Here is a 26,644-nt window from a genome sequence, read left to right on the forward strand (position 1 = left end):
ATGGCCCCGTCCTTCGCCGGGCTCGCCGCCAGCGGGCTCTCCCGCGCCTCGCTCGCCATCCACCAGCCACCGACCGACCTCTCGAACTCGTACGGGGGCAAGCTCGGCGAGGTCAAGTTCGAGTTCAATCCGGACCAGCTCCAGCTCAGCCGGTCCGCGCACTGGTTCACCGAGCAGGCCGTCGCCTACGACCGGGGCGCGCCGCCGAAGTTCACCGGCAGCAAGCCCGCCCAGCTCCAGCTGGAGGTCTTCCTCGACCGCTCGGCCGACCCCTCGTCCAACGACGTGCAGCAACAGGTGGAACTGCTGCTCTCCTGTTGCGAGGTGACCCAGCAGAGCATCAGCGCGAAGGCCCCCTCGCCGCCGTGGGTGCAGTTCTCCTGGGGGTCGTTCTCCACCGTGCGGTTCGTCGCGTACGTGACGTCCGTGTCGGCGACGTACACCCTCTTCAGCCCCAGCGGCATCCCGATCCGTGCCACCTGCTCGCTCTCGCTCACCGAGATCGCCGGCGCGACCAAGAAACAGAACCCGACCTCCGGCGCGCTCTCGGCCCGCCGGGTGCACCGCACGGTCGCCGGGGACTCCCTCGCCTCGCTCGCCTGGCGCGAGTACGGCGACGCGACCCGCTGGCGGGTCATCGCCGAGGCCAACCGCATCGACGATCCGATGCGACTGCGGCCCGGCACCGAACTGCTGCTCCCGTCCACCACCGAAACGCCGGATACCGAGGGCGCCTCATGAGCGAGAAGACCTTCACCACCGTCCTCCACGTGCAGCTCGACGGCACGCCGCTGCCGGACCCGCTCGCGGTCCGTCTCACCGAGGGGTGGGTGGACGCCAGCGTCAATGTCCCGTCCGCCTTCCAGCTGACATTCAGCGACAAGGACGGCACCCTCACCACGAAGTTCCCGTTCCTCAAGGTCGGCGCCATGGCGGTGCTGTCCCCCTTCACCGACGGCAGGCTCGGCGAGCCGATGCTCACCGGTGAGGTCACCGCCGTCGAGGTGGACGCGACACCCGGCCACGGCCGGTACCTGATCGTGCGCGGTTACGACCCGGGCCATCGCCTGCTGCGCAGCCGGCGCGTCGAGGGCTACCCGAACATGACGGCGTCCGACATCGTCCGGAAGCTCGCCTCGCTCAACCGCATCCCGCTCGGCAGGATCGACGCGACGCCGACCGTGTACGAGCTGGCCACCCAGCCCAACATCACCGACTGGGACTTCCTGTCCCGGCTCGCGCGGGAGAACGACGTCCGGCTCTCCCTGGACACGGCGGGCCGGCTCGTCTTCGCGGCGCTGCCCCCGGCCTCCACCGCGCCCGCCGACACCACGCCGGCCGCGGTCAGCCCGTACGTGCTGGACTTCGGGAGCAACACCCTGCAGAGCCGGGTGTCCGTGACGGCCGCCGGTCAGGTCGGCAAGGTCGACGTGCGGGGCTGGGATCCCCGTACCAAGCAGGCGCTGTCCTCACCGACGCCCGCCGTGGCGAGCAGGGAGATCGTCTCCGACATCACCCCGGCGCAGCTCTCCGCCCCCTTCGGTCCGGCCGAACTGGCCGCCACCGACACGCCGTTCACGACGCAGTCGGAGGTGACGCAGGCGGCCGCCGCACTCGCCGACGACGTCACCGGGTCGTTCGCGGAGGTGGAGGTCGCCGTCACCGGCAATCCGGCGCTGAAGCCGGGGCAGCCGGTGGCCGTGAAGGGCGCGGGCTTTCCCTTCGAGGGCCGTTACACCGCCACGGGCGTCCGTCATGTCTTCGCCTCGGGGCGGCAGTTCGCGACCTGGCTGACCGTGTCGGGCCGGCAGTTCCGTTCGCTGTACGGGACGGCGTCGGGCGGCGGGGAGGCGGCGCCGCCGATGCCCGGTGTCGCGGTCGCACTGGTCACCAACACCAAGGACCCGCTCTCGCTCGGCCGGGTCAGACTGCGTTTCCCGTGGCTCTCGGCGACCTACGAGAGCGGCTGGTGCCGGGTCGCCCAGCTCGGCGGACGCGGTGGCGGCGGGCTCATGCTCCCCGAGGTCGACGACGAGGTGCTGTGCGCCTTCGACCGGGGGTCGCTGGAGCACCCGTACGTCCTGGCGGGGCTCTACAACGGCGTCGACAAGCACACCCCGGCCACCGACCGGGTGCCGCCCGTCGACCCGACCAGCGGCCGGGTCCAGTGGCGGGCGCTGACCTCACGCACCGGCCACACGGTGGAGCTGCGCGAGGAGGGCGGCCGCACCCGCACCTCGCACGGCATCCGGCTGCGTACCGCGAAGGGCGGCCTGAGCGTCGAGCTGAACGAGGCCCGCACCACCCTGACCATCGACAGCGACGGCACCGTGACCATCTCGGGGGCGCGGGGGGTCACGGTCGAGTCGGGGATGGATCTGACGCTCTCCGCCAAGGGGCGGATCAAGCTCGACGCGGGGCTGGGCGTGGACATCAAGGCCGGGGCGAAGTTCAAGGTCTCGGCGCTGACGCAGGCCGTCGTCAACGCACCGGCCTTCGTCACCTCGACCGTCCCGATGCCCAATCCCGTCGTGGCGAACCTGCCGTTCTGATGACCGCCCCCGCCGCCCCGTCCCGTGGAATCCAGAGGAGGACCTTCCCTTGAGTGAGCACTTCGTCGGCGCGGGGTGGGCCTTCCCCCTGCGCACCGGCCCGAGCGGCTCCATCGCGCTCGTCCGGCGCGACCGCGAGATCGAGGAGTCGATGCGCCTGGTGCTCGCCACGGCGCCGGGCGAGCGGCCGATGCGTCCCGAATTCGGCTGCGCCGTCCATGAGTTGGTGTTCGCGCCGGTCAACGACTCGACGATGGGACGGGTCCGGTACGAGGTGATGTCCTCGCTCGACCGCTGGGAGCCGCGTATCGACGTCGAGGAGGTCACGGTCACCCCCGCGCCCGGGGAGCCGACCACCCTCCACATCGACATCAGCTACCGGGTGCGCGGCGCCAACAACCCGCGCAACCTCGTCTTCCCCTTCTACGTCATCCCCTCCGAGGACTGAAAGAGCCGCCATGGCCCTGCCCGCACCCCATCTCGACGACCGCCGCTTCCAGCAGTTCGTCGACGACGCCAAGCGCTACATCCAGCAGGCGTGCCCCGAGTGGACCGACCACAACGTCTCGGACCCGGGCGTCACCCTGGTCGAGGCGGTCGCGCACATGGCGGACCAGCTCGTCTACCGCCTCAACCGGGTCCCGGAGAAGAACCATCTGGCCTTTCTCGACCTGCTCGGTGTGACACTGTTCCCGCCCGCCGCCGCCCGCGCCGACATCACCTTCCGGCTCTCCGCGCCGCAGCCGGAGCCGGTGGTGCTGCCCACCGGCACGGAGGTGTCCACCGGGCGGACGGAGACCGAGGAGGCGGTCGTCTTCGCGACCGGCGCCGATCTGACCGTCGTGCCCTGCTCGCTGACCCACATCCTGCGCCAGGAGGCCGGGGGCACCCCCGAGGACCGCTCCCAGGACCTGCTCGGCGGCGAGGACGTCCCGGCGTTCTCCCCCCTGCCGCGCGTCGGCGATCTGCTGCTGCTCGGCCTTTCCGCCGCCGTGCCGGACTGCGTCCTGGTCCTCGACCTGGACAGCCGCGTGGACGGCGTCGGCGTGGATCCGCGCCGGCCGCCGCTGGTGTGGGAGGCGTGGACCGGGACCGAGGGCTGGGTCGGGTGCGAGGTCGACGAGGACACCACGGGCGGGCTGAACCGCCCGGGCGAGGTGGTGCTGCACATGCCGTCGGGGCACGCGGTCTCGCGGCTCGGGGGGCACGAGGCGGGCTGGGTGCGCTGCCGGGTCGTGGAGCCCGCCGAGGGCCTGCCGTCGTACAGCGAATCACCGACCGTACGGGCGGCCGGCGCGTTCACCATCGGCGGGACGGTGCGCGCGGCACACGCCGAGGCGGTGCTGAACGAGCAGCTGGGCGCGTCCGAGGGCGTCCCCGCGCAGCGGGTACGGCTCACGCACGCGCCGGTCGTCGACCGGCCGCCGCTGCTTCTCCAGGTCGCCGAGCGCGCGGACAGCGGCATGGACGAGGAGGACCCGGAGGCCGGCTGGCAGGAGTGGAGCGTCGTCCGCGACTTCGCCTCCTCGCGCCCCGGCGACCGGCACTTCACGCTCGACGCGACCACCGGCGAGATCGCCTTCGGCCCGTGCGTACGCCAACCGGACGGCACCCTCAAGCAGTTCGGGGCCGTGCCGCCCAAGGGCGCCGCGATCCGCGCGGTCCGTTACGGCACCGGGGGCGGCCGGGCGGGCAACGTGGCACGCTCCACGATCACCGTCCTGCGCAGCTCCATCCCGTACATCGCGCGCGTGGAGAACCGCGAGGCCGCACGGGGAGGAGTGGACGGGGAGACCGTCGAGGAGGCCAAGTCCCGCGCGCCGATCAGCCTCCGGGCGCAGGAGCGGGCGGTCACCGCCCGGGACTACGAGGAGCTGGCGCGCAGGGCGGCGCCCGAGGCCGCCCGGATCTCCTGCCTCGCGGCGGACGCGGCCGAGGCGGGCGACAACGCGGTCCGGGTCCTGGTCGTGCCGCAGGCGGTGCCCGACCGCGGCGGCCGACTGCGCTTCGAACAGCTCGTCCCGGGCGAGGAGCTGCTGTCGCGGGTGACCGGCTTCCTCGACGAGCGCCGTCCGCTGGGCACCCGGCTGGCCGTGGGGCCGCCGTTCTACCAGGGGGTGACCGTGGTGGCGACGCTGCACTCCTTCCGGGCGGCCGAGGCGGAGCGCGTACGCGCCGACGCCCTGGACGCCCTGTACGCCTACCTGGACCCGCTGACCGGCGGGGCGCACGGCGAGGGGTGGCCGTTCGGGCGCCCGCTGCGCGCCGGAGAGGTCTTCGCGGCGCTCCAGCGGGTGCCGGGCGTGGAGCTGGTGGACGAGGTCCTGCTGCACCCGGCCGACCCGCTGACCGGCCGCAGGGGCGACACGACGGACCGGATCGAACTGGCGCCGTCCGCGCTGCTCTTCCCGTTCGACCACCGCGTCCGTGTGATCGAGGCGCGGTGAGCGGGTCGGCGCGGGGTACGGTTCCCGGGCTCGCGACCCCGCACCCGCTGGGGGCGGCGCTGCCCGCCGTCTACGCGGAGGACGACTTCGGGCAGCGCTTCGTGTCCGGCCTGGACGTCGTCCTCGCTCCCCTGTTCAACGTCCTGGACTCGCTGGAGGCGTACTTCTCACCCGCGCTCGCCCCCGCCGACTTCGTGGACTACCTCGCGACCTGGGTCGGTGCGGAGGTGGACGGCAGCGAGTCGCTCGCGCTGCGCCGGCACGCGGTCGCCTCGGCCGTGGCGCTGCACCGCGTGCGCGGCACCCGGCAGGGTCTCGCGGCGGCGGTCCGGCTGGCCTTCGGCGTCCCGCCGGAGATCACCGAGAGCGGGGGCGCCAGCTGGTCCGCCGCGCCGCTCGGCCCGTTCCCCGGGACGCCGGCGGCCGGGCTGCGGGTCGTTCTCCGGGTCGCCGACCCGACCACCGTGGACGCGCACCGGCTGCGCGCGGTCGTGGCGGCGGCCCGCCCCGCGCACCTGCCGTTCACGGTGTCGGTGACCGCCTCCCCGACGCCCTAGGCGACTTGTTCCACATGTCCCGGGCGACCTGTTCCGCGCGCCCCGGGCGACCTGATCCGTACGTCCCGGGCGGTCTGTTCCACACGTCCCGGGCGACCGCTGCCGGTTCGTCCTCGGCGACCTCTTCCCGTACACCCGAAGGAGCTTGACCCTCATGAGTGACGCGCCCCAGTCCCGTCCCTGCCCGGACTGCGCGAGCCCGGTGCGTGCGGCGGACCAGTCGTTCTGCGACAGTTGCGGAGCGTTTCTGCGTTGGGACAGCCCGGCCGGAGCGGCGACCTCGACCGATACGCCGGCCGGGCCCGCGGCCGATCGGGCCGCCTCGGTGTCCGGGAGGACACCCTCGGCCGACGAGGCCGCCGACCGGGACGAGTCGGCGCCCGTCGCCGCGGCCGAGTCCGTGCCCGGCGCTCTTGCGCGGCCCGAGCCGACCTTGGCGCCCGCTTCGGACTCGGCGTCCACCGCGACTTCGGTCGCCACGGACGCCTCGGCATCCTCGGCCTCCTCGGCCTCGCGTGAGGCGGCCGACGGCTCCGCCGTCGCCCCGGAGGAGGTCACCGCCCCGCTGCCCGCCGTCGACCCGTCCTCGACGGCCCCGCTGCCCGCCGTCGCACCGGAGGCGCGGCCCGCGTCCCAGGGGCCTTCCGACACGCTCGTACGGTCGCTGCTCGTCCCGGTCCCCGGGAATCGCCCCGTGGAGCCCGCCGTCGCCGCGCCCGTGCTCCCGGCGCGACCGGACGCCGCGCGGCCGACCGTCCGGGCCGCCGAGGGGCCCGCCCCCGTCCAGGGCGGCACCCCGTGCCCGGCCTGCTCGCTCGCCAACACCCCGGGGCGTCACTTCTGCCGATTCTGCGCGACCCCCATGGTCCCCGAGCAGCTCTCCACGGCCGAGGGTCCGTACGCGGGCCGGCGCCCCGGAATCGGCCGCGACCGGAGCCGCTGGATCGTGCGCGCCCTCGTCGCCGCGGCCGTGGTGACCGTGGTGGTCGGCGGCATCATCGGCGGCCCGCCCGCGGCCCGCGCGGTCCAGGACCACTTCGCCACCCGGGTCCCGGTGCACCCCGTCGCCTGGGCGGCCACCCACTCCGCACCGAGGCAGGACCCGAAGCTGGCGGGCGACGGGTACTCCAACACCTGGTGGGGCACGGGGTACGCGGGTGACTCGGCGGGCCAGTACCTGGAGGCCCGGTTCGCGGAGCCGACCGATCTCCTGAGCATCCTGATCACCCCCGGCAGCTCGAAGAACACCACCCAGGCGGACGGCCAGGCGACTCCGCGCACCTTCGAACTCGTGGTCAAGGACTCCTCGGGCGAGGCCCATGTGTCCCAGCACCGCATCAACGACGGAGGGACGCAGCGGGTCGACGTACGGGTGCGCGACGCCCTGACGGTGCAGCTGGTGCTGCGCACGGCGTGGCGTGCCGACCCCCAGAAGCAGGTCGCCGTCGCGGAACTGGAGTTCTTCGGCAGGTCCGTCTCCTGACGCCCCGTCCGGGCACCGGTGGAGTACTGGAGGACTCCACCGGAAACGGAGCGGCCGGAACCCCTTCTCAAGCACGGATCCAGGAAGAACGATGATCAGTGCCTGAATGGAGGAGGGTCCATGCGCAGTTACACCGGCGTGCTCATCGGCAATCTGGTCTTCGCCGCCTTCTGCGGTCTGGCCGGCCCGGTCTTCCTTGTCGTGGGGTACACCACCTGGGTCGAGGGTGCCGAATGGTTCTGGGTGGCGCTCTCGTCCGGCATCGGGGTGGTCGGGACGGTCATGATCCCCGTTTCGGCCGTCAAGGCCGCGCGGCAGGGTTTCCCTCGGATCACACGTCGGGACCACATGGAGGGCCTGAGCCCGGTGCACGGGGACGACACCCTCGTGGTGTGGGCACCGCGGTCCGCAGCGGGGCCGGCGAACGCGCGGCTGGTACGGGCGGACGTCCTGGAGGCGTCGTTCGTGCGGTACGACCCCGACACGGAGGCGACGTTCACGACGTACACGGGCAACCACGATCCGGCGGAGGTGAAGCCGCTGATCAGGATGCGGCTACGGGTCCACGGGACGGCCGACACCGGGACTCGGAACGGGTCCGTGGATCCTACGGGGTCGAATGAGCCAGGTGGATCGAGTGCATCAGCCGAGTCCACCGGGTCAGTGGGGTCCGCCGGGTTCGCCGGGTTCGAGATCGCGGAGGAGGTACGGGTACCGCCCCTGTGCCTGTCGGCGGTCTCGGCGGGCCGTCTGGCGGTCCTCGTCGATCCCTCCGGCACGTCGGCTTCACGGAAGGTCACCGTCCTCTGGCCGCGCAGCCTCCTCCTCGCCGGGACGAGGACCTGCCGGGTGATCGACCTCGAAGGACAGCTCACCGATGTGACCCGCCGCGCCGGGCGCCAGCTGGAGCAGATGCGGATCTCCCTGTCGGTCGGAGGCATCGTGATGGCCGGCGACCTGATCGACCTCCGGCTCATGGACGCGGACACGGCCGCCCGGTATGCCGCGGTGGCCCGCGCGTTCGCCGGGGAGGAGCGGGCGCCGGCGGCCGAGCCGGGCGAGGAGTCCCGCCTTCTGGCGGACCATCTGCCGGGTGAGACGGGAGCTTTCGGCTCGGTGGGACGACGGTGGTCGCGGCGCGGTGGGCATCTGGTGCGTGCCCGGTTCCTGGAGATGCGCGGCAGGACCACCTTCCAGGCCGACGGCCCGGTCCTGGACACGCTGATGCGTGTCCGACCGGCTGACGGCACTCCCTCGTTCGACGTCTCCCGTCGCCTCACGGTCCCGATGAACTACCTGACGGTCCTCCACCATTCGAGGGACGTGGTCCTCCGCGTCGGCGTGAACGGCCGCTCGCAGGTCGTCGACTGGGCCCGCACCAACCTCCTCGCCGGAGTGACGACGGCCCAGGTGATCACTCCCGACGGCCGGCGCATCTCCCTGCCGAGACGCTCCGAGGCCCTCTGGCCCCTGATGAACCTGCTCGTCACCCACTCCGTCTCGAACCCGACCCCGGTCCTCGACCTCCGGAAGCCGAGGACGCACGCGGTGTCGGGTGCGGTGATGGAGGTACTGCGGGGCACGGGAGTGAACATGGACGGGGCGCGCCTCTAGGGACTCCGCACCAGTGAAGTGGGCCTGTCCTGGTCAAGGGCCGGTGTCGCGCGCACGAGGCTGCCGGGCAGTGGGACGCGGTCGGCTGCGTCATCGCGTGCGAAAAGTCCGCGACGTCGGCTGTCACCTCCGGGACACTCGTCACTCATGGATGAGGTCGAGGTCGTCGTTGCCCATTCCGAGCGCGCGACCCTGCGCGTCGGCGACGTGTTCCTGAAGGTGGACGCCGATCAGGCGCGTATCGACGTCGAGGTCGAGGCGATGTCCCGCGCGCCGGTCCCGACCCCGAAGGTCCTGTGGCGAAAGCCGTCCGTGCTCGCGCTCGCCGCGCTCCCGGGGACGACGCTCGGGCGCCTCGGCGGGCCGTCGAGCGGGTCGTCGGCAGCGTGGGCCGCGGCGGGCGCCGCCCTCCGGAAGCTGCACGACGCGCCGCTGCCGCCCCGGCACGGCCGGGCCGGGCGGAGCATCGCCGTGCTGGCGGCCGAACTCGACGACGAGTGCGAGTTGCTCGTGACGACGGGCCTGCTGCCCGCCGACCTCGTCACCCACAACCGCCGGGTGGCCCAGGCCGCGCTTCGGCCGTGGACTCCGGCGTTCACGCACGGCGACCTGCAGATCGCGCATGTCTTCGTCGAAGGCGACGAGGTGACGGGCATCATCGACTGGTCCGAGGCGGGCCAGGGCGATGCTCTGTACGACCTCGCCACCTTCACGCTCGGACACGAGGAGCACCTCGCCGACGTCCTCGCGGGCTACGGCACCGGCATCGACCTCGACGTGATCCGCGCGTGGTGGTCGTTGCGAAGCCTGCTGGCAGTGCGCTGGCTGATCGAGCACGGCTTCGACCCCTTCGCACCGGGTTGCGAGGTCGACGTGCTGAAGTCCCACAGGTAGCCGACGCCGACGGAAAGGGCCGCGGTCGCGCCGGCGAGAGCGGCGGTGGGCGCGAGGACCGCCATGACGGTGAACAGGACCCGCAGGCCACAGGCCCGTACGAGGATGCCGCCGAGCAGCGGGCCGAGGGTGTAGCCGATGGATTTGTAGAAGCCGTAGCTGCCGAAGGCCCGTCCGTGCTTGTAGCAGCCGTTACATCTGGTTCGGTGACGTCGGAGGCGGATATCGCCGTGCGCAATGGGAAGGCTGTGTCGTGACCATCAGCTCCCGCTCGCGGCTCGACCGGGTGACCCTTCTGCTCGCCGGCGAGTTCGGCATCGTTCCGTCCTCCCTCGCCGAGGGGCCGGCGGGGACCGCGACCCGCAACTACGTGGCGGAGACGTCCGCGGGCGACCGCTGGTTCGTGAAGACGTACCCGGCCGGGACGGATCTCGCACTGGCCGAGGGCGCCGCGCGGCTCAGCGAGTACGCCCGGCTCTGCGGCGTACCCGTGGCGCGGGCCCGCACGGTCGTCGACCAGGAGCGGCTGGTCGCCTCGTACAAGGGGACGACCCTCTCCGTGACGGCGTACGTCGCCGGGGCGGTCACGGCCGACGGACGCCTCACGGGGCGGAGATGGGAGGCGGTCGGCGCGGCGGTCGGACGTCTCCACCGGGGCCTGGCCCGCCACCCGCTGGGGCCGCCCACGCTCGGCGCGCGGGACCGGTCCTTCGACCCGGCGCGCGCTCGCGTGCGACTCATGGACCTGGTGCGCCGGTACGAGGCGGAGCCGCCGCGCAGCGGATTCGAGCAGTGGGCGTCACGCTGCGCGAGGGAGCGGCTGGCCGCGCTGCCGCTCGTGGAACGGCTGCTGGAGAAGGCGCCGCCTGAGACGACCTCGCAGATCGTGCACGGGGACCTGTCGGGGCCGAACGTACTGCTGCGTGGCGACCGCGTCGCCGCCGTGATCGACTTCCATGCTCCGGGCCGGCGCAACCCGATGTGGGAGCTGGGGCGCCTCGCGCTCGACCCGCGCACGGTACTGACCCACCCGGACTGGCCGGAAGGCCTCGCCCGGCTCACCGCCGCTTATCACGAGCTGCACCCGGCGCTGCCGGTGCGGGAGCTGGTGAGTGTGGTGCGGCTGACGGCGGCGTACCTGGGGGGCGCGGTCTACCCCTTGAACACCGTCGCCGACGGGCTGGGACCCGTCACACCGGCCCTGGAGGCGTACGCCCGGAACCGCGCCCGGGCCGCGGTCGCACTGCGCGATCGGCTCGACGAGGCGGAGGAGGTCCTCCGCGAGCACCTCGGATAGCCGGCTCCACGGCCGCGGCCGACGCGGGGAGGACCTGCCCCGGCCCGGCCTCCTCGCCGGCTTCACCGCCGCGGCCGGCCCGGCGTGGACCTGGCCCGGCCCGGCCTCCTCGCCGGGCGGGACTTCGTCACGCCTTCCGTCCAGCCCGCGCCACCCGCTCTCCGACCCGTATGAGGTGCTGCCCGTGTCACCCCTTCCTTCCCACGACGGCAACCGCAGGCCGGCCGCCACGCGGCACGGCCCCATCGAGCCCGTCGAGTTTCTCGATGCCCGCCGGATCACCTTCGTCGAGCACCCCCCGCCCGAGTTGTCGCCGAGGGAGCGGAGGGAGATGGACCGGATGTGGGTGGGTACGCGGGCCCGTCACCCCGACACCTTCGACGGCCCCCTGGTCGCGAGTCTGGGCGTCGATCTCCCCTCGCCCGGTGCGCTGGTGGCACGGTGGGCGCGGATCACCTACCGCTACCGGGCCCTGCGACGGCTCCGGCCTCCCGAGGACGTGCCCGGTTCGGTGTTCGTCACCGTTCTGATGCCGACCGAGGCCGGTCTCGTGGTCGGCCGGGGCTCCCCGGCCACCGCCGCCGCCGGCAGCTGGACGCTCCCCGGGGGCTCGGTGGAACCGCCGGCGGAGGGCCGGCCCCTCGATGCGGGGGCCCTGCGGCTGGACGCGGTGCGTGAGCTGGCCGAAGAGGTCGGGGTCCGGATCACCGAGGAGGAGGTGCGGTTGTTCGCGGTCACCCGGGGGCGCCGGTTCGGCAGCCTCGGGTTCCACTTTCTCGCCCCGCCGGTGGCACGGGCCCTCGTGCTCCGTCGGCATGCCGAGCTCGTGGCCGCGGAGACCGGGCAGGGCGCCGGGCCCGAGCTCGACGAGCTCGCGTTCGTGTCCTCACCCGCAGAGGCGGACCGTCTCGGCCCGGGCGCGGACTATCTGCGTCAGGTACTCCACCGTTACGCCTCCGGTCGAAGCGCGAGCGGTGCGGCCGGTCAGCCCCGTGGAGCCCGTCGGCCGACCCCGTAGGCACACGTGACAGCGTGTCGAGCCGCCGGATCGCGGAGTGGGCGCTCCCGGTCCCGGCACCGGGAGCGCCCACGTCATCCCCCCGCCCGGGTCAGGTGCGCAGCCACACCGCCGTGTCGGCGGGCAGACGGCCGTCGGCGGCCAGCGGGCCGCTCGCCAGGAGCAGCCGCTCGTGGGGCGGGAGTTCGGCCGGGTCCGTGGAGAGGTTGACCACGCACACCAGGCTCTCCGTCCTGGCGAACGCGAGCACTCCCTCCGCGGCGGGCAGCCAGGTCAGGGGGCCGTCGCCGAAGCCCTCCACCGTTCGGCGCAGGAGGAGCGCCTCGCGGTACAGCGCCAGCATCGATGCCGTGTCGGTCTGCTGTCGGTCGACCGCGTAGCCGGCCCAGTCGCGGGGCTGGGGAAGCCACGGTTCGGAGTCCGGGCCGAATCCGTACCAGGGCGCGTCGGCCGACCACGGCAGCGGTACGCGGCAGCCGTCGCGTCCCGGGTCGGTGCCGCCGGAGCGGGCGTGCATGGGGTCCTCGATCCGGTCGAGCGGGATCTCGGCCTCGGGCAGGCCCAGTTCCTCGCCCTGGTAGACGTAGACGGAACCCGGCAGGGCCAGGGTCAGCAGGGCCGCCGCGCGGGCCCTGCGGGTGCCGAGGCCGAGGTCGGTCGGGGTGCCGAAGGTCTTGGTGGCGAAGTCGAAGCCGGTGTCCTCGCGGCCGTACCGGGTCACCGTGCGGGTCACGTCGTGGTTGCAGAGCACCCAGGTCGCGGGGGCGCCGACGGGGGCGTGCTCGGCGAGGGTGTCGTCGATGGTGCGGCGCAGCCGGTCCGTCTCCCAGGGGCAGGAGAGGAAGCTGAAGTTGAAGGCGGTGTGCAGTTCGTCCGGGCGGAGGTAGCGGGCGAAGCGTTCGGAGTCGGGGAGCCAGACCTCGCCGACGAAGACCGCCCCGTACTCGTCCGCTATCGCGCGCCAGGACCGGTAGACGTCGTGGAGCTCGTCCTGGTCGATGTACGGGTGGGGGTCGACGCCCTCGACGAAGTCGGCGAGCGCGGGGTCCTTGGCGAGGAGTGCCGCGGAGTCGATCCGTACGCCGGCGACTCCTCGTTCGAACCAGAAGCGCAGGACGTCCTCGTGTTCGCTGCGGACCGCGGGGTGGGCCCAGTTGAGGTCGGGCTGTTCGGGGGTGAAGAGGTGGAGGTACCACTCGCCGTCCTCGACCCGGGTCCAGGTAGGTCCGGAGAACTGGGAGGGCCAGGTGTTGGGCGGGAGTTCGCCGTTCTCGCCCCGGCCGGGCCGGAAGTGGAACAGTTCGCGCTCGGGGCTGCCGGGGCCGGCGGCCAGGGCGGCGCGGAACCAGGCGTGCTGGTCGGAGACGTGGTTGGGGACGATGTCGACGATCACCCTGATGCCCAGTTCGCGGGCCTCGGAGATCAGTTTCTCGGCCTCGGCGAGGGTGCCGAAGGCGGGGTCGATGGTGCGGTAGTCGGCGACGTCGTAGCCGCCGTCCACCAGCGGCGAGAGGTACCAGGGCGTGAACCAGACGGCGTCGACGCCGAGTTCGGCGAGGTAGGGCAGTCTCGCCCGGACGCCCGCGAGGTCCCCGGTGCCGTCGCCGTCGCCGTCGGCGAAACTGCGCGGATACACCTGGTAGATGACGGCGTCGCGCCACCAGTCGTCGGTGCGATGCGAGTGAGGGGCTGCCACGTGACGGTCCTTTCGGGCAGGTCGGGGTTCTTCGTCGCCGGCCCGGATGCTGCGGGGCATGGGAAGGCAGACCGGCGACGAAGGCTTCGGGGTGCGGGGGCGGTTGCGGGGCGACTGCCGTGGCCGGGGTGGCCGGCCGGTCAGCCCTTGAGTCCGCCCGCCGTGAGGCCGCTCATGATGTTGCGCTGGAAGACCAGGAAGATGAGCAGGGTCGGCACGGAGGCGATGGTGAGCGCGGCGATCAGCACGTTCACGGGCACTCCGTTGGACAGCGAGTAGATGCCGACGTTGAGCGTCTGCATCGCGGGGTCGGGGAGCGTGAGCATCGGCCAGAGGAAGTCCTTCCAGACCCCCACGACGGCGAAGATGGAGACCACGCCGAGGATCGGCCGTGAGATGGGGAGCACGATCGACCGGAGGATCCGGACCGGGGAGGCCCCGTCCATCGACGCGGCGTCGAGCAGCTCCTTCGGAATGGAGTCGAAGAAGCGCTTGAGCAGGAAGATGTTGAAGGCGTTGGTGACGGAGGGCAGCCAGATCGCCCAGGGTGTGTTCAGCAGATTGCGCTCGATGACCGGCACATCGAGGACCGTGAGGTACTGGGGTACGACGAGGACGGTCGCCGGGATCATCAGGGTCGCGAGCATCAGGCCGAGGATCGCCTTGCCGAGGACGGGCCGGAGCTTGGAGAGCGAGTAGGCGGCCGCCACGTCGAGGACGAGCTGGAAGGCGAGGGCGCCGAGCGCGTAGTACAGGGTGTTGAAGAGCAGCGTGGCGAGGTCCATGACCTCCCAGGCGCGGGTGTAGTTCTCCGGTTCGAAGGATCCCGGCACCAGGGTCGGGGGTGTCTGGATCACTTCCTGGGTGTCCTTGAAGCCGCTGGACACCAGCCAGTACAGGGGTCCGAGGAAGGCCAGGGTGAAGCCGCCGACGGCCAGGGCGAAGACGGTCCAGTAGAGGATCCTGCCGCGGGGGCGGGCGAGCTGCGCCGGCGAGATGAGTGTGCGTGTGGACATGCTGGTCTCCCCGGTCCTACTCGTCCTCGGCGCGGCTGAGCTTGACGTACGCCGCCGAGAATCCGGCCAGGAGTACGAGCAGGAGCAGGCCGAGCGCCGCCGCGGCACCGTAGTTGTTGAAGTTGAAGGCGTATTGGTAGATGAGGTAGACGACGGTCGTGGTCGATCCCTCGGGCCCGGCGCCGCCGGTGAGCAGGAACGGTTCGACGAAGACCTGCATGGTCGCGATGATCTGCATGAGCAGCATCAGCGAGAGGATGAGGCGGGTCTGCGGGATGGTGACGTGCCAGATCTTGCGGAGGATCCCGGCGCCGTCGAGTTCGGCCGCCTCGTACAGCTCGCCGGGGATGCTCTGGAGGGCTGCGAGGTAGATCAGGGCGGCGCCGCCCATGTTCATCCAGGTCGAGGCGATGACGACGGAGAGCATGGAGAGGTCGGGGTCCTGGAGCCATTGCTGTTCGGGGAGTCCGACGGACCGGAGGAGTTCGTTGAGGAGTCCGTAGCCGGGGTCGTAGAGGTACTTGAAGAGGAGTACGGAGGCGACCGGCGGGAGCATGACGGGCAGGTAGACGAGCAGTCGGAGGTAGCCCTGGCCGTGGTGGAACTCGTTGATGACGAGGGCGACCACGAAGGGGACCGCGAAGCCGAAGACCAGCGCGAACGCGGTGAACAGGAGGGTGTTGCGCCAGGCCTGCCAGAAGGCCGGGTCGTTGACGACGGTGACGAGGTTGTCGAAGCCGACCCAGGTGGCGTGGCCGCTCTCGGTCTTCTGGAAGGCCAGGAAGAACTCCCTGACCATCGGGTACCAGGAGAACACCGCGAAGCAGACGACCGCGCCGATGAGGAATCCGTGGGCGGTGAGGTTGCGCTTCAGGTTCTTGGCGAACCGGCCACCGGGGGGTGCGTGGTCCGCCTCGCGCGGCGGGGAGGGGCGGGGGGATCCCGCCTTGCTCGGGGTCAGGCTGGGGGCCGACATCGTCGCTCCTTGGTGCTGGTCTGCCGGGGTGTGGTGCCGTTGGTGGTCGGGGTCCTGAGGGGTCCCGCGGGGGACGGGCCGGCGTGGACGGCCTGCGTCGCGGGGTGGCCGGGCCGGGGGGGGCGGCCGGAAGGTCCGCCCCCGCCGGGGTCCGTCACTGGTTGGCGAGGACCTGGTTGACCTGTGTCTCGGCGGTGGCGAGCAGCTTGTCGATGTCGGCGTCCTTGTTGGTGAGGAGGCCGGACATCACGTTGTCGAGGACCTTGTAGACCTCCTGCGCCTTCGGCGGCTCGGCCTTGCCGGCGACGGGGTTGTCCATGAAGGACTTGAAGTTCGCGACCGGCATGGTGGCGTTGGCGACGCGGGCGGCATCGTCCTTGGCCTTGGAGTCGTTCAGCCAGAAGTTGGGCTGCGGTACGCCGACGGGCAGCGCGTCCGTCTTGGTGCGGGCCCAGTCGAACTGGCCCTTGCCGACGGTGAGGTTCTTGTAGGTGAGCCAGGCGATCGCGGCCTTGATCTTGTCGCCGGAGATCCCCTTCTTGATCATGTAGTTGTTGCCGCCGGCCAGGGTGTTCTTCTCACCGGGGATCGGGCCCATGCCGAAGTTCTCGTACGAGGCGCCGAGCTGCTGGACCATGTACGCGATGTCGTCGGGGGCGGCGAGGAACATGCCGAGCTTGTCGGTGGCGATCTGCTTCTGCAGGTCTCCCCACTTGAGCAGCTGGGTCTTGCCCATGCTGTCGTCCTCCCAGCGCATGGCGTGGAGGTTCTTGGCGACCTGCTTGCCGAGTTCGTTGTTGAAGGCGGCCTTCTTGCCGCTCGCGTCGACGACCTCGCCGCCGATGCTGTACATCTGCGCGGTGAAGTGCCAGCCGCCGGTGTTGCCGGCGCTGTACTCGCCGAAGCCGGCGACGCCCTTGCCGAGTGCGGCGATCTTCTTGGCGGCGGCGCGGAGCTCGTCCCAGGTGCGCGGCGGGGCGTCGGGGTCGAGGCCCGCCTGTGTGAAGAGCTTGCGGTTGACCAGCAGGCCCATCGTGTAGTTGCTGGTGGGCAGGCCGTACAGCTTGCCGTCCTGCTTGAGGGAGTCGAGGACGTTCGGGTCGATGTCCTTGAGGAGCGGCACGCTCTTGTCGTTGACGTACGCGGTGATGTCCGCGGCGCCGTCCTCGGAGAGCACCTGCGGCAGGTCGGTGAAGTAGGTGTAGAACACGTCCGGCTGGGACTTGGCCTTGAGCATCGCGGTGAAGCGCGGCGGCTCCAGGCACTGGCCGGGGGTGGAGCGGCCCTCGATGGTGACGTTCGGGTAGGTCTTGTTGAACTCGGCGACGTCCTCCTTCCACTCCTTGAGCTCGGCCGCCTTCGCCGCGGGGGGCATGCAGTCGATGGTGAGCGTCACCTTGGTCTTCGGGTCCAGCGGGGCGGTGGGGTCGGTGGACCCACCGCCCTCGGAACCGCCGCCGTTGTTGCTGCTGCTCGTGCCGCAGGCGGCGAGGGCGGTCAGCGTGAGCGCGGAGACGAGGGTGACCGCGCTGGCGCGGCGCGTACGGCGGAACCGGGCACTTCTCATGGGTGGTCCCCTTCGGGCCTGAACGTGGAGGTCGCCCCACCGCCTGTGCGTTTGTGGGGCGCCGCACACTCAACCACCATCAACAAGTGAACGCAAGATATCGCGCTGATTTCGTAATTGCCTGACAGTCGAGGGCCGATGGGCAGGGATCTTGGCTTACGAAACCGACAGGACGCGGCCCCTGGCGGGGCCTGTATGCCCACCTGACGCCCACTCCGAGGCAGAACGCACGCAAGACCGATGCAAGCGGCTGCAAGCCACCTGCATCGGTCTCACGGGGCCGGGACGGGTCGCCCCGCCACTGCGGTTACGGGTTGATGTCGATCTTGAAGGTGGAGGTGGTGTTGCGTACGTCGACCGCGTTGCCGCTCAGCCGCAGACCGTTGAAGGTCACCTCACCCACGGCGGGGCCCTGCCCCGACTCGGGCATCTCGTTGGCCCAGAGACCGAAGCCGGACTTGGCGTCGAAGGCGTCGCCGCTCTTGCGCGCTCCCGTGATCGAGACGTCCGTGAACACGGTGTCCTTGATGGGGAACTGCGGCTGGCCGCCCACGTAGTTCGTCTGGAACATCACCCCGCTGTACGTGGGGTCGACGATGTCCACGTGGTTCACCCTGATCCCCTGGAAGACCTTGGAGGCGGAGAACACCCAGATGCCGGGGAAGGTCTGGGAGCCCCAGAAGTGGCCTCCCGACCGGACGATCGAGATGTTCTCGAAGGTCGTGGGATCGGTACCGAAGCCGTTCATCGGATAGCCGAAGTCCAGGGACGAGATGGTGATCCCCGAGTAGACGAGGGTGTCGGCGATGTGGATGTTGCGGAAGGTGTTGTTGTAACCGCCGTAGACGGCCACACCCGCCGCTCGCCAGGTCAGGGTGCTGCTGAGGTTCTCGTAGACGTTGTTCTTCATGTCGGCGCCGCCGGCGTCGATCGCGGAGAACAGGGCGAAGCTGTCGTCTCCCGTGGCGCGCGCGTCGTTGTTGACGACGTGGTTGTCCGTCGAGCCGTTGGTCATGTTGATGCCGTCGGCGAACAGGTTGCGGATACGGGAGTTCCTGATCGTGATCCGGTCGGTGTTGGCGCCCCAGTAGAGGCAGACCATGTGCTCGTTCCAGATGTCGTCGATGACGATGTCCGAGACGTTGGCGAAGTCGAACACCTTGCCCGGTCCGTCGATGCGCGAGGTGTAGTTGCCGAAGTAGGCGAAGCCCTTGAACAGCGAGCCCTTGGCCGCTGCCTCGGCGCGGAAGCCGATGTCGGTGTTGTCCTGCGTCGACGGCGCGTGGAACTTCGTGTACCAGGGCCCGGCGCCGACCACCTTGACCGGCTTGCCGTACACCTGGAACTTGCTGGCCGTCTGGTAGTCGCCCGGCGGGAGGTAGACGCCCACCAGGGTGCCGGTGGTGTCCATGCGGACCTTGTCCAGGGCGTTCTGCACGTCCTGGTGACCGAATCCGGCCGGCACGGTGTACGTGGCCGGGTCCGGGTTCGCGACCGGGGCGACCTGCTCCAGGTTGACGAAGTCGATCGCGTACGCGGAGGTGTTCGCGGCGTCCTTCTGGAGCCGGATCTTCGCGCCCGCCGGGACGTTCTCACCGAGGAGGATGTGCGCCTCGTCGTAGATGTGACGGGGTGCGCCCGAGCCCGGGGAGTTGCCGGGCGCGGTCTCGGCGCCGTACAGCCAGGCGTACTTCGACGTCAGCGGGAGTGCCTTCTTGAGGACGCCGTCGACGTACACGTTGATGGTGGAGTCGATGCCGCCGCCGCCCGCCGCGTCGGGGATCGAGAACCGGGTCACCAGGGTGTTGGTGGGCCGCCGGGTGGTGAACTCGACGTACTCCCCCGTCGCGTCCAGGCTGACGGCCTTGCGGCCGGAGGCCTCGCCCGCGATGTCTCCGACGGTGCGGTTGGGACCGGCGACGGTGGCGCCGCCGCCGACGGTGCCGTCCTCCGCCTCGTACATGTCGTACGGCATGTTGGCGCCGCGTCCGACGAAGAGGGGCTGGGTGGAGGTGTTGTTGGCGCGCTTGACCGGGAGCTCGTTCGCGTCGTCGGCGAGGACCGTCCTCACGGTGTACGAGCCGTTGGCCGCGGTCCAGGGACCGAGGTTCACGTCGGCGCCGGCACCGGCCGCGAGGACACCGCTGTGGGTGCCCGTCAGGGTCTTGACGGTGGCTCCCGTCGAGTCCGTGAGGGTGAGCGTGACGCCGTGGGCGCCCGCCGCGCTCGCCGCGGTGCCCTGGTTCCTGAGGGCCACCTTGAAGGTGACCGTGTCACCGGCGGACGGGCTGGACGGGGAGGTCGTCACCGAGGCGGCGACCAGGTCGGAGCTGGAGACCGGCGTGACCACCAGGGCGGCGGGGCGGGTGAAGGTGTTGTTGGTCTCGTTCTGCTCGATGACGGCGTTGGTGTCGTCGGCGACGGCGCTCAGCTGGTACGAACCGGCCTCGCGGGCGCCGATGGAGGCGCTCACCGTAATCTGGGCGCCGGCGGCCAGGGCGCCGACCTGGGCGGTGGCGACCTTGGTGCCGCCGAGGCGCAGGGCGACCGTGCTGGCCGGTGCGGCGGCCGGGCCGCTGTTGCGGACGGTGGCGCCGACGGTGATCGGGTCCGACTCGACCGGGGAGGCGGGCGTGGTGGTCAGGCCGGTGACCTCGAGGTCGGGGTTGGGTGCGGGCACGCCGATGACCTGGAACTCCGCGAGCTGACCGGCCGCGGAGCCGGAGTTGGCGGTGAACTTCAGCTGGACGTCGGCGACCCGGGCGGAGACGGGAAGGATGACGGTGTTTCCGCTCGCCGGGTCGAAGGTGTAGCTCTTCGCGGCGGTGAGGCCGGTGAAGCCGGAGGCGCTCTGCTCGCGGCCGAGGACCTCGACGGTCTGGCTCCGGGTCGACCAGGCCGTGTCCGGGCTGAGCTTGAGGACGAGGCTGTTGACGTCGGCGTTGGAGCCCAGCTTGACGGTCAGGGTGTTGGGGTAGCTGCCGCCCGTCCCCTCCCAGTAGGTGCTGGTGTTGTTGTCGTTGGCGTTGGCCGCGACGAAGGTGTGGACGACGGAGGAGGCGTTGATCTCCTTGCCGACGGCGAGGTTGGAGCCCGTGCCGCCGCTGCCGGTACGGGTGACGGCGTTGCTGTCGCCGGACTGGTTCCCGGCGGCGTCCTTCGCGCGGACGCGGTAGGTGACGGTGGCGGAGGCCGGCTGGCTGTCGGTGTAGGTGGTGACGTTCCCGGCCACGCTGCCCCGGAGGACGTTGTTGGCGTAGACGTCGTAGCCGGTGACGCCGGTGTTGTCGGAGGAGGCGTTCCAGGTCAGTTTGATCTGGCCGGCGGCGGGCTCGGTGAGCGCGAGGTTCGCGGGCGCGGTGGGGGCCTGGGTGTCCCCGGTCTCGCCTGTGCGGGTGACGGCGTTGCTGTCGGCGGACTGGTTGCCGGCGGCGTCCTTGGCGCGGACGCGGTAGGTGACGGTCTGGTTCGCCGGCCGGGTGTCGGTGAACGTGGTGACGTTCCCCGCGACGCTGGTCAGCAGGGCGCCGTTGGCGTAGATGTCGTAGCCGGTGACGCCGGTGTTGTCGGTGGCGGCGTTCCAGGTCAGCCGGATCTGGTCGGTGGCCGGCTGGGTGAGGGCGAGGGTCCCGGGCGCGGTCGGCGCCTGGGTGTCGCCCGTCTGCGGCCCGTAGACCTCCAGCTCGGAGAGCTGGGCGGCGGGCTGGACGCTGTTCGCCGTGACCAGGACGCGGACGTACCGGGTGGTGGTCGCGTCGAAGGTGACGGTCGCGGCCCGTCCCCCGGCGGCGTCGAAGGTGTACGCCTGGGAGGCGGTCAGGTCGGTGAACGTGGTGCCGTTCGTACTGCCCTGGATCTTGAGGGTCTGGCTGCGCGCGCCCCAGCCGTCGGGGAGACGCAGAACGACGCGGTCCACGCGGACGGAGGCGCCGAGGTCGGCCTGGATCCACTGCGGGAGGGCGTTGTTGGCGCTCTCCCAGTAGGTGGCGCGGTTGCCGTCGTTGGCGTTGGCGGGGGCGTACACCTCGGTGTGGCTGCTGGCGGTCAGGGTGCGGCCGCTCGCCAGGTTGGCGGAGGATCCGTCGGCCGCGTGCACCTCCAGCTCGGAGAGCTGGGCGGCCTGCCAGCCGCTGTTCGCGGTGATGTCGACGCGTACGAATCGGGCCTGCGTGGCGGGGAAGCTCACCGTGACGGTGTTGGCCGCACCCGGGGTGAAGGTGTAGGAGGCGGAGCTCTTGAGGGTGGCGAAGCTGGTGCCGTCGGCGCTGCCCTGGACGGAGAGCGTCTGGTTGCGGCTCTCCCAGCCGGCAGGGAGCTTCAGCACCACCTCGTCCACACGGGTCGTGGCGCCGAGGTCGACCTGGACCCACTGGGGCAGGGTGCTGCCCGCGCTCTGCCAGTACGTTCCCTGGTTGCCGTCGGTGATGTTCGCGGCGCCGTACTCGGCGAGCGCACCGGACGCCGCCGCGGCGTCGCCCAGGGCGATGTTGGGGCCGCCCGCCGCCTGGGCGGTCATCAGGGGGCCTCCCAGTGCCAGGAGGCTGGTCGCGATCACGGCGCTCAGGCTCCGTGATCTCCAGTTGCGGATGGTCATCTGTCCTCTGTCTCGCTCTCGGCCCCGTCGCCCGTCGGGGCGGCGAGGCGCGGCTCGGTGAGGGGGGTCCTCACAGGTGGGGGCGTGCGGGGGTGCGCTCCGGTGGCCCGCCGCCGCGGGCCACCGGAGCGTGCTGCGCAGGGGTCAGCCGGTTCCGTTGACGACGAACTGCGAACCGGGCTCGACGAGGACGTTGCCCTCGGCCGAGTTGGTGATGGTGACGCCGGTCAGGGTCGCGCTGCCACGGGCTCCGCTCATGGCGAGGATCCCGGAGCCGTTGACCGACTTGTCGATGCGGACGTTGGTGATCTTCACGTCCGGCATCTCGCCGCCACCCGTCTTGAACTGGATGCCGTCGTAGGTCGAGTCGAGGATCTCGGTGTCCCGGATGGTGACGCCCGGGATGGGCTGGCCCTGGGCGAACAGGGTGATGGCACCGAACTCCTGGTCCTCGTTCCAGAACGCTCCACCGGTGCGGTGCAGGGCGTTGTTGGAGATGAGGGTCTGCCCGGAGAAGGGCAGCGGGTCGTGGTCGGTCGCCAGCATGATGCCGGGGTAGTTCATCGTGTCGGAGATGATGTTGTTCTCGATGGTGTTGCCGTAGCCGCCGTAGACCGCGATGCCGTTGGCGCGCCAGGGCAGCTGGATGGTGTTGTTGCGGAAGTGGTTGTCGTGGCCGACGTCGACCGAGGTGTCCTTGACGTACTTGCTGGCCCAGACGGCCAGGGCGTCGTCGCCGGTGTTGCGGAAGGACGAGTTGAAGACGGTCGAGTTGCGGGTGCCGTTGGCGAAGTTGATGCCGTCGGCGTAGGTGTTGCGGATCCGCATGCCGTTGAATTCGAGGCCGTCTCCGGGGCCCCAGAGCTCGGGGAGGTTGGAGTAGTCGCGGCCGGCCCAGACGCCGACGTTGGCGTGCTCGATCCAGACGTTGCTGATCTTGGTGTCCTTGCCGAAGCGCCCGTTGAGGCCGACGCCGCCCTCGGCGTTGCCGTCACCGCCGCGGATCGCGCCCGAGCCGAAGATGGCGATGTCGGAGATCTGGGTGTTGTGGTCGATGTCGAAGCCGAAGTTGCCCTCGTGGGGGTGGTTGATGCCGCCGGCCTCGTGCGGCGGGGTGAGGGTGTAGAGCTGGGAGTGCCACATGCCCGCGCCGCGGATGGTGACGTCCCGGATGCCCACCTGGTTGAACTGACCGCGGTTGAGCGGGTCGTCGGTGAGGATCTTCTGCTCCTGGCGCCACTGGCCGGCGGGGATCCACACGCAGGGGATCTGGCCGTTCTGGTCGGCGGTCACCGCGCGCTGGAGGGCGTCGGTGTCGTCGATGCCGTCGTTGGGGACGGCTCCGTACTCGGTGACGGAGACGCAGTTCGCCGGCTTGGCGGCCGGGGGCGCGACCTGCTCCAGGTCGATCAGGTCGATGATGTAGAAGGACGCCGAGTCGCCGGCGTCGCGCTGGAGCCGGAACTTCGTGCCCACCGGGTAGGACTGGGCGAGCAGGGCGTGGGACTCGTCGAACAGGCGCCGGGCGTCGCCGCCGGGCCGGTTGGTGAGCCCTTCGGGGTCGTCGGTGCTGCCGTAGAGCCAGCTGTGCTTGGACGACAGGGTCAGCTTGCGGACGAAGACGTCGTTCGCGTAGAGGCTGATCGTGGCATCGGCGCCGCCGCCCGCGGCCGCGTCGGGCACGGAGTTGCGGACGACGATGGAGTTGGACGGGTTGGTGGAGGTGAACTCGACGAACTCACCGGTGGAGTTGAGGCGGACCGACTTGCGGCCGGAGGACTCGGTGGCGAAGTTGGTGTGTCCGAAGGTCCGCTTCTGGTCGGCGGTGAGCAGGGTGCCCTGGTAGCGGGCGTCCTCCGCCTCGTACTCGGTGTAGGGGACGGCCGCGCCCCGGCCGACGACGAGGGAGCGTGAGAAGACGTTGTTGCTCTCGTCGGTCTCGGTGACGGTGCCGGTGGCGTCGGCGGTCGCGGTGAGCGTGGCTCCACCGGTGGTGGCCGTCCAGGTGCCGGAGATCGCCACATTGACCGTCTGGCCTGCGGCGATGGCGCCCGCGGTGCCGTTGAGGGTGCTGGTTCCGGCGGTCAGCCGGGTGACGGTCCCCGAGGCTGCGGCGGTTGTGCCGCGGTTCTGCACGGCGACGGTGAAGGTGACGGCGGAGCCGACGGCGGGGCTGGTGGGGTTGGTGGTGATCCCTGTGACCCGCAGGTCGGGGCCGGGGCTCTGGCCGACGACGAGCTTCGTCGAGGCCGTGCGGCTGTTGTTGCCGTTGTCCGACTCGGGGACGGTGTCGGTCGGGTCGACCACCGCGGAGACGGTGTACGAGCCCATGGGCCGCTTGCCCACGGTGACCGGGACGGTCGCCGAGGCGCCCGCGGCGAGCGCGCCGACCTGGGCGGAGCCGGCCACGGCGCCTTCGACGCTGACCTCGACCGTGGTGGCGGCGGACGCGGCCGTGCCGGCGTTGCGCACCGTGGCGCCGACGGTCACGGCGTCCGTCTCGGAGGGGGAGGTTGGAGTCCAGGTCAGATCGGTGACGGTGAGGTCGGGGCTGGGTGCGGCCGTGCCGACGACCTGGAACTCCGCGACCTGGGCGCCGGGGGCGCCGGTGTTGGAGAAGAACGTCAGCCGGAGGTCGGCGTAGCTGCCGGTCACCGGGATGGTGACGGTGTTCTGGCCTGTGGAGGGGCTGAACGCGTAGTCGGCGCGGGCCTTCAGCGAGGTGAAGCCGGAGGCGGCCTGCTCGCGGCCGAGGACCTGGATCGACTGTGTCCGGGGGCCCCAGGCCTGGTCGGGGTTGAGCTTGACGACGACGCCCGTGACGTTCGCGTTGGCGCCGAGCTTCACCGTGAGGCTGGACGGGAAGCCCGCGGACTCCCAGTAGGTGGAGGTGCTGTCGTCGTTGGCGTTGGCCGCGACGTACGTCTGGGTCGTCGAGGTCGCCTCGATGGGCTTGTTGCGCGCGAGGTTGGTACCGGCGGGCGGCGGGTCGACCGGGCCGCCGCCGCTCTCGCCGTAGACCTCGACCTCGGAGAGCTGGGCCGCGTTCCAGCCGGTGTTCGCGGTCACCTGGATCCGGAGGTACCGGACCGTGGCGGAGGTGATGCCGAGGGTGACGGTGTTCGCCGCGGAGGGGGCGAACGGCCGTGACTGGGGCGCGGCGAGGGTGGTGAAGGTGCTGCCGTCGGTGCTGCCGAGCACGCCGACGGTCTGGTTGCGGGCCTCCCAGGTGGTGGGGAGCTTCAGAACGACGCTGTCGACCCGGGTCCCGGCGCCGAGGTCGATCTGCACCCACTGCGGGAACGACCCGACGGGGCTCTCCCAGTAGGACTGCTGGCTTCCGTCGGTGACGTTGCCGGCCGGGTACGCCCCGTGGGCGCCGCTCGCCGTCGCCGGCCGGCCGAGTGCCAGGTTGGGTGCGGCCGCCGCGTACGCGGTGACCGGCAGGAGTCCGACGGCTATCAGTCCGGCTATCAGCACGCCGATCGTGAGCCGCCAGCTCAGGATTTTGCCTCTCATATGGGCCTCTCCGCCTGCTGGGCCGCGACTCGGAGACGACACAGGGCCTCTCGCCAGGAACCCAGCGGAACTCTGACAATGAATGACGGCGATATACAAACTTATTGAGCATTTTCGTTAATCTTTTGCGCCGTCGGGGTGTCAGGTTTCTATCAGGTCACCGGCTTGTCAACAGCCGTGACAGAAACGGAAGTTGAACTGCCACATCCCCGCAGGTCAACGACAAACGGCTCCGGCGCCGGGGGAGGCGGGAGGCCTCCCCCGGCGCCGGAGCCGAGGAACGAAGCGGAGAGGTGTCAGGCGGTCGGCGGCGGCGCCGTCGACCCGCGCACCACGAGTTCGGGCTCGAAGAGGAGCTCACCGGGGTCCGTCTGCGTGCCCGAGATCTGGGCGCAGAGCAGCTCGACGGCGGCCCGCCCCATCGCCTCGATGGGCTGGCGCACGGTGGAGAGCGGCGGTTCGGTGCAGTTCATGAAGGCCGAGTCGTCGAAGCCGACGACCGACACCTGCGCGGGGACCGAGAGGCCGCGGCGGCGGGCGGCCCTGATGGCGCCGAGGGCGAGCGGGTCGCTGGCGCACACGATGCCGGTGACGCCCCGCTCCAGGAGGCGGGTGGCCGCGGCCTGGCCTCCTTCGAGCGAGAAGATCGACCGTACGACGTACTCGTCCGGGAGCGAGCCGCCGGCCGCCTCGGCCACGGCGCGGGCCGCCTCGAGCTTGCGGCGCGAGGGGACGTGGTCGCCGGGGCCCAGGACCAGCCCGATCCGCTCGTGCCCGAGAGAGGCGAGGTGGCGCCAGGCCTGCTCGACGGCGACGGCGTCGTCGCAGGAGACGCAGGGGAAGTTGAGCCCCTTGATGGAGGCGTTGATCAGGACCACCGGGATGTTGCGCTCGGCGAGCTGGTGGTAGTGGTCGTGCGGCGCGTCCGCCTGCGCGAACAGGCCGCCGGCGAAGACCACTCCGGACACCTGCTGCTGGAGGAGGAGGTCCACGTAGTCCGCCTCGGAGACGCCACCCTTGGTCTGTGTGCACAGGACCGGGGTCAGCCCCTGCTGCGCGAGGGCGCCGCCGATGACCTCCGCGAACGCGGGGAAGATGGGGTTCTGCAGCTCCGGCAGCACGAGGCCGACGAGCCGGGCGCGCTCGCCCCGCAGCTGTGTGGGCCGCTCGTAACCGAGCACGTCGAGCGCGGTGAGGACGGACTGCCGTGTCGCCTCGGAGACACCGGGCTTCCCGTTGAGGACACGGCTGACCGTCGCCTCGCTGACTCCCACCTTCTTGGCCACTTGAGCAAGTCGTCGCGTCATGAACGCAAGAGTATCGCAAACTTCGCAAGCGAGTTGCGTCATCAGCATCTCCTTGCGGAGAGCGAACGCAACCCATGAGAGCCGACAACGCTTGAAGGGTTGACGGG

At 71.1% G+C, this 26,644-nt stretch carries 17 protein-coding genes; 10 read left to right on the top strand and 7 right to left on the bottom strand.

Annotation, left to right across the window (positions count from 1 at the left end):
* The 10 genes from ACH4MY_RS27395 (at window position 1) to ACH4MY_RS27440 (ending at window position 11,862) form a co-directional block, all read left to right on the top strand.
* Window positions 1–741 carry a LysM peptidoglycan-binding domain-containing protein gene (locus ACH4MY_RS27395; protein WP_398006400.1) on the top strand — a complete coding sequence of 247 codons (741 nt, stop codon included), beginning with the start codon at window positions 1–3 and terminating at the stop codon, window positions 739–741.
* Window positions 738–2,552 (top strand): VgrG-related protein, encoded by a 1,815-nt coding sequence (locus ACH4MY_RS27400; protein WP_398006401.1) that lies wholly within the window; start codon window positions 738–740, stop codon window positions 2,550–2,552. Before ACH4MY_RS27395 ends, ACH4MY_RS27400 begins: the two co-directional genes overlap by 4 nt.
* A gap of 49 nt (window positions 2,553–2,601) precedes the next feature.
* Window positions 2,602–3,000, top strand: coding sequence for a GPW/gp25 family protein (locus ACH4MY_RS27405; RefSeq protein WP_398006402.1), 399 nt, complete (start codon window positions 2,602–2,604; stop codon window positions 2,998–3,000).
* 10 nt (window positions 3,001–3,010) lie between these two features.
* Window positions 3,011–4,999, top strand: a complete 1,989-nt coding sequence (locus tag ACH4MY_RS27410) for a putative baseplate assembly protein (RefSeq protein WP_398006403.1) — start codon at window positions 3,011–3,013, stop codon at window positions 4,997–4,999.
* On the top strand, window positions 4,996–5,556 hold the full coding sequence (locus tag ACH4MY_RS27415) for a phage tail protein (protein ID WP_398006404.1): 561 nt from the start codon (window positions 4,996–4,998) through the stop codon (window positions 5,554–5,556). Before ACH4MY_RS27410 ends, ACH4MY_RS27415 begins: the two co-directional genes overlap by 4 nt.
* Before the next feature lie 154 nt (window positions 5,557–5,710).
* Window positions 5,711–7,039 carry an NADase-type glycan-binding domain-containing protein gene (locus tag ACH4MY_RS27420; protein WP_398006405.1) on the top strand — a complete coding sequence of 443 codons (1,329 nt, stop codon included), beginning with the start codon at window positions 5,711–5,713 and terminating at the stop codon, window positions 7,037–7,039.
* A 120-nt stretch (window positions 7,040–7,159) separates the two neighbouring features.
* On the top strand, window positions 7,160–8,653 hold the full coding sequence (locus ACH4MY_RS27425) for a hypothetical protein (protein ID WP_398006406.1): 1,494 nt from the start codon (window positions 7,160–7,162) through the stop codon (window positions 8,651–8,653).
* A 147-nt stretch (window positions 8,654–8,800) separates the two neighbouring features.
* Window positions 8,801–9,547, top strand: a complete 747-nt coding sequence (locus tag ACH4MY_RS27430) for a phosphotransferase family protein (protein WP_398006407.1) — start codon at window positions 8,801–8,803, stop codon at window positions 9,545–9,547.
* Between the two features lie 253 nt (window positions 9,548–9,800).
* Window positions 9,801–10,844: a phosphotransferase enzyme family protein gene (locus ACH4MY_RS27435; RefSeq protein ID WP_398006408.1), complete on the top strand. Its 1,044-nt coding sequence runs from the start codon at window positions 9,801–9,803 to the stop codon at window positions 10,842–10,844.
* Between the two features lie 184 nt (window positions 10,845–11,028).
* Window positions 11,029–11,862 (top strand): NUDIX domain-containing protein, encoded by an 834-nt coding sequence (locus ACH4MY_RS27440; protein WP_398006409.1) that lies wholly within the window; start codon window positions 11,029–11,031, stop codon window positions 11,860–11,862.
* 91 nt (window positions 11,863–11,953) lie between these two features.
* On the opposite strand, the gene ACH4MY_RS27445 is transcribed toward ACH4MY_RS27440, so the two are convergent.
* From ACH4MY_RS27445 to ACH4MY_RS27475, 7 genes are all read right to left on the bottom strand, one after another.
* Window positions 11,954–13,558, bottom strand: a complete 1,605-nt coding sequence (locus tag ACH4MY_RS27445) for a glycoside hydrolase family 13 protein (protein WP_398006410.1) — start codon at window positions 13,556–13,558, stop codon at window positions 11,954–11,956.
* 140 nt (window positions 13,559–13,698) lie between these two features.
* Window positions 13,699–14,574 carry a carbohydrate ABC transporter permease gene (locus ACH4MY_RS27450; protein WP_398006411.1) on the bottom strand — a complete coding sequence of 292 codons (876 nt, stop codon included), beginning with the start codon at window positions 14,572–14,574 and terminating at the stop codon, window positions 13,699–13,701.
* A gap of 16 nt (window positions 14,575–14,590) precedes the next feature.
* Window positions 14,591–15,550, bottom strand: coding sequence for a carbohydrate ABC transporter permease (locus tag ACH4MY_RS27455; protein ID WP_398006412.1), 960 nt, complete (start codon window positions 15,548–15,550; stop codon window positions 14,591–14,593).
* A gap of 154 nt (window positions 15,551–15,704) precedes the next feature.
* Window positions 15,705–17,117 carry an extracellular solute-binding protein gene (locus tag ACH4MY_RS27460; RefSeq protein WP_398006413.1) on the bottom strand — a complete coding sequence of 471 codons (1,413 nt, stop codon included), beginning with the start codon at window positions 17,115–17,117 and terminating at the stop codon, window positions 15,705–15,707.
* A gap of 307 nt (window positions 17,118–17,424) precedes the next feature.
* Window positions 17,425–21,711, bottom strand: coding sequence for a discoidin domain-containing protein (locus tag ACH4MY_RS27465; RefSeq protein WP_398006414.1), 4,287 nt, complete (start codon window positions 21,709–21,711; stop codon window positions 17,425–17,427).
* 144 nt (window positions 21,712–21,855) lie between these two features.
* Window positions 21,856–25,230, bottom strand: coding sequence for a CARDB domain-containing protein (locus ACH4MY_RS27470; RefSeq protein ID WP_398006415.1), 3,375 nt, complete (start codon window positions 25,228–25,230; stop codon window positions 21,856–21,858).
* A 296-nt stretch (window positions 25,231–25,526) separates the two neighbouring features.
* The gene (locus ACH4MY_RS27475) at window positions 25,527–26,537 is read right to left on the bottom strand and encodes a LacI family DNA-binding transcriptional regulator (protein ID WP_398006416.1); all 1,011 of its coding nucleotides are present in this window, start codon (window positions 26,535–26,537) and stop codon (window positions 25,527–25,529) included.
* Window positions 26,538–26,644 lie beyond the last annotated feature (107 nt).

It is taken from the genome of Streptomyces sp. NPDC017246 (assembly GCF_044331325.1).
In the GTDB taxonomy this organism is placed as follows: domain Bacteria; phylum Actinomycetota; class Actinomycetes; order Streptomycetales; family Streptomycetaceae; genus Streptomyces.

Coding starts and splice junctions, on each gene's coding strand:
- ACH4MY_RS27395 (WP_398006400.1), top strand. CDS start 1: ATGGCCCCGTCCTTCGCCGGGCTCGCCGCCAGCGGGCTCTCCCGCGCC.
- ACH4MY_RS27400 (WP_398006401.1), top strand. CDS start 738: ATGAGCGAGAAGACCTTCACCACCGTCCTCCACGTGCAGCTCGACGGC.
- ACH4MY_RS27410 (WP_398006403.1), top strand. CDS start 3,011: ATGGCCCTGCCCGCACCCCATCTCGACGACCGCCGCTTCCAGCAGTTC.
- ACH4MY_RS27420 (WP_398006405.1), top strand. CDS start 5,711: ATGAGTGACGCGCCCCAGTCCCGTCCCTGCCCGGACTGCGCGAGCCCG.
- ACH4MY_RS27425 (WP_398006406.1), top strand. CDS start 7,160: ATGCGCAGTTACACCGGCGTGCTCATCGGCAATCTGGTCTTCGCCGCC.
- ACH4MY_RS27430 (WP_398006407.1), top strand. CDS start 8,801: ATGGATGAGGTCGAGGTCGTCGTTGCCCATTCCGAGCGCGCGACCCTG.
- ACH4MY_RS27450 (WP_398006411.1), bottom strand. CDS start 14,574: ATGTCCACACGCACACTCATCTCGCCGGCGCAGCTCGCCCGCCCCCGC.
- ACH4MY_RS27455 (WP_398006412.1), bottom strand. CDS start 15,550: ATGTCGGCCCCCAGCCTGACCCCGAGCAAGGCGGGATCCCCCCGCCCC.
- ACH4MY_RS27460 (WP_398006413.1), bottom strand. CDS start 17,117: ATGAGAAGTGCCCGGTTCCGCCGTACGCGCCGCGCCAGCGCGGTCACC.
- ACH4MY_RS27465 (WP_398006414.1), bottom strand. CDS start 21,711: ATGACCATCCGCAACTGGAGATCACGGAGCCTGAGCGCCGTGATCGCG.
- ACH4MY_RS27470 (WP_398006415.1), bottom strand. CDS start 25,230: ATGAGAGGCAAAATCCTGAGCTGGCGGCTCACGATCGGCGTGCTGATA.
- ACH4MY_RS27475 (WP_398006416.1), bottom strand. CDS start 26,537: ATGACGCGACGACTTGCTCAAGTGGCCAAGAAGGTGGGAGTCAGCGAG.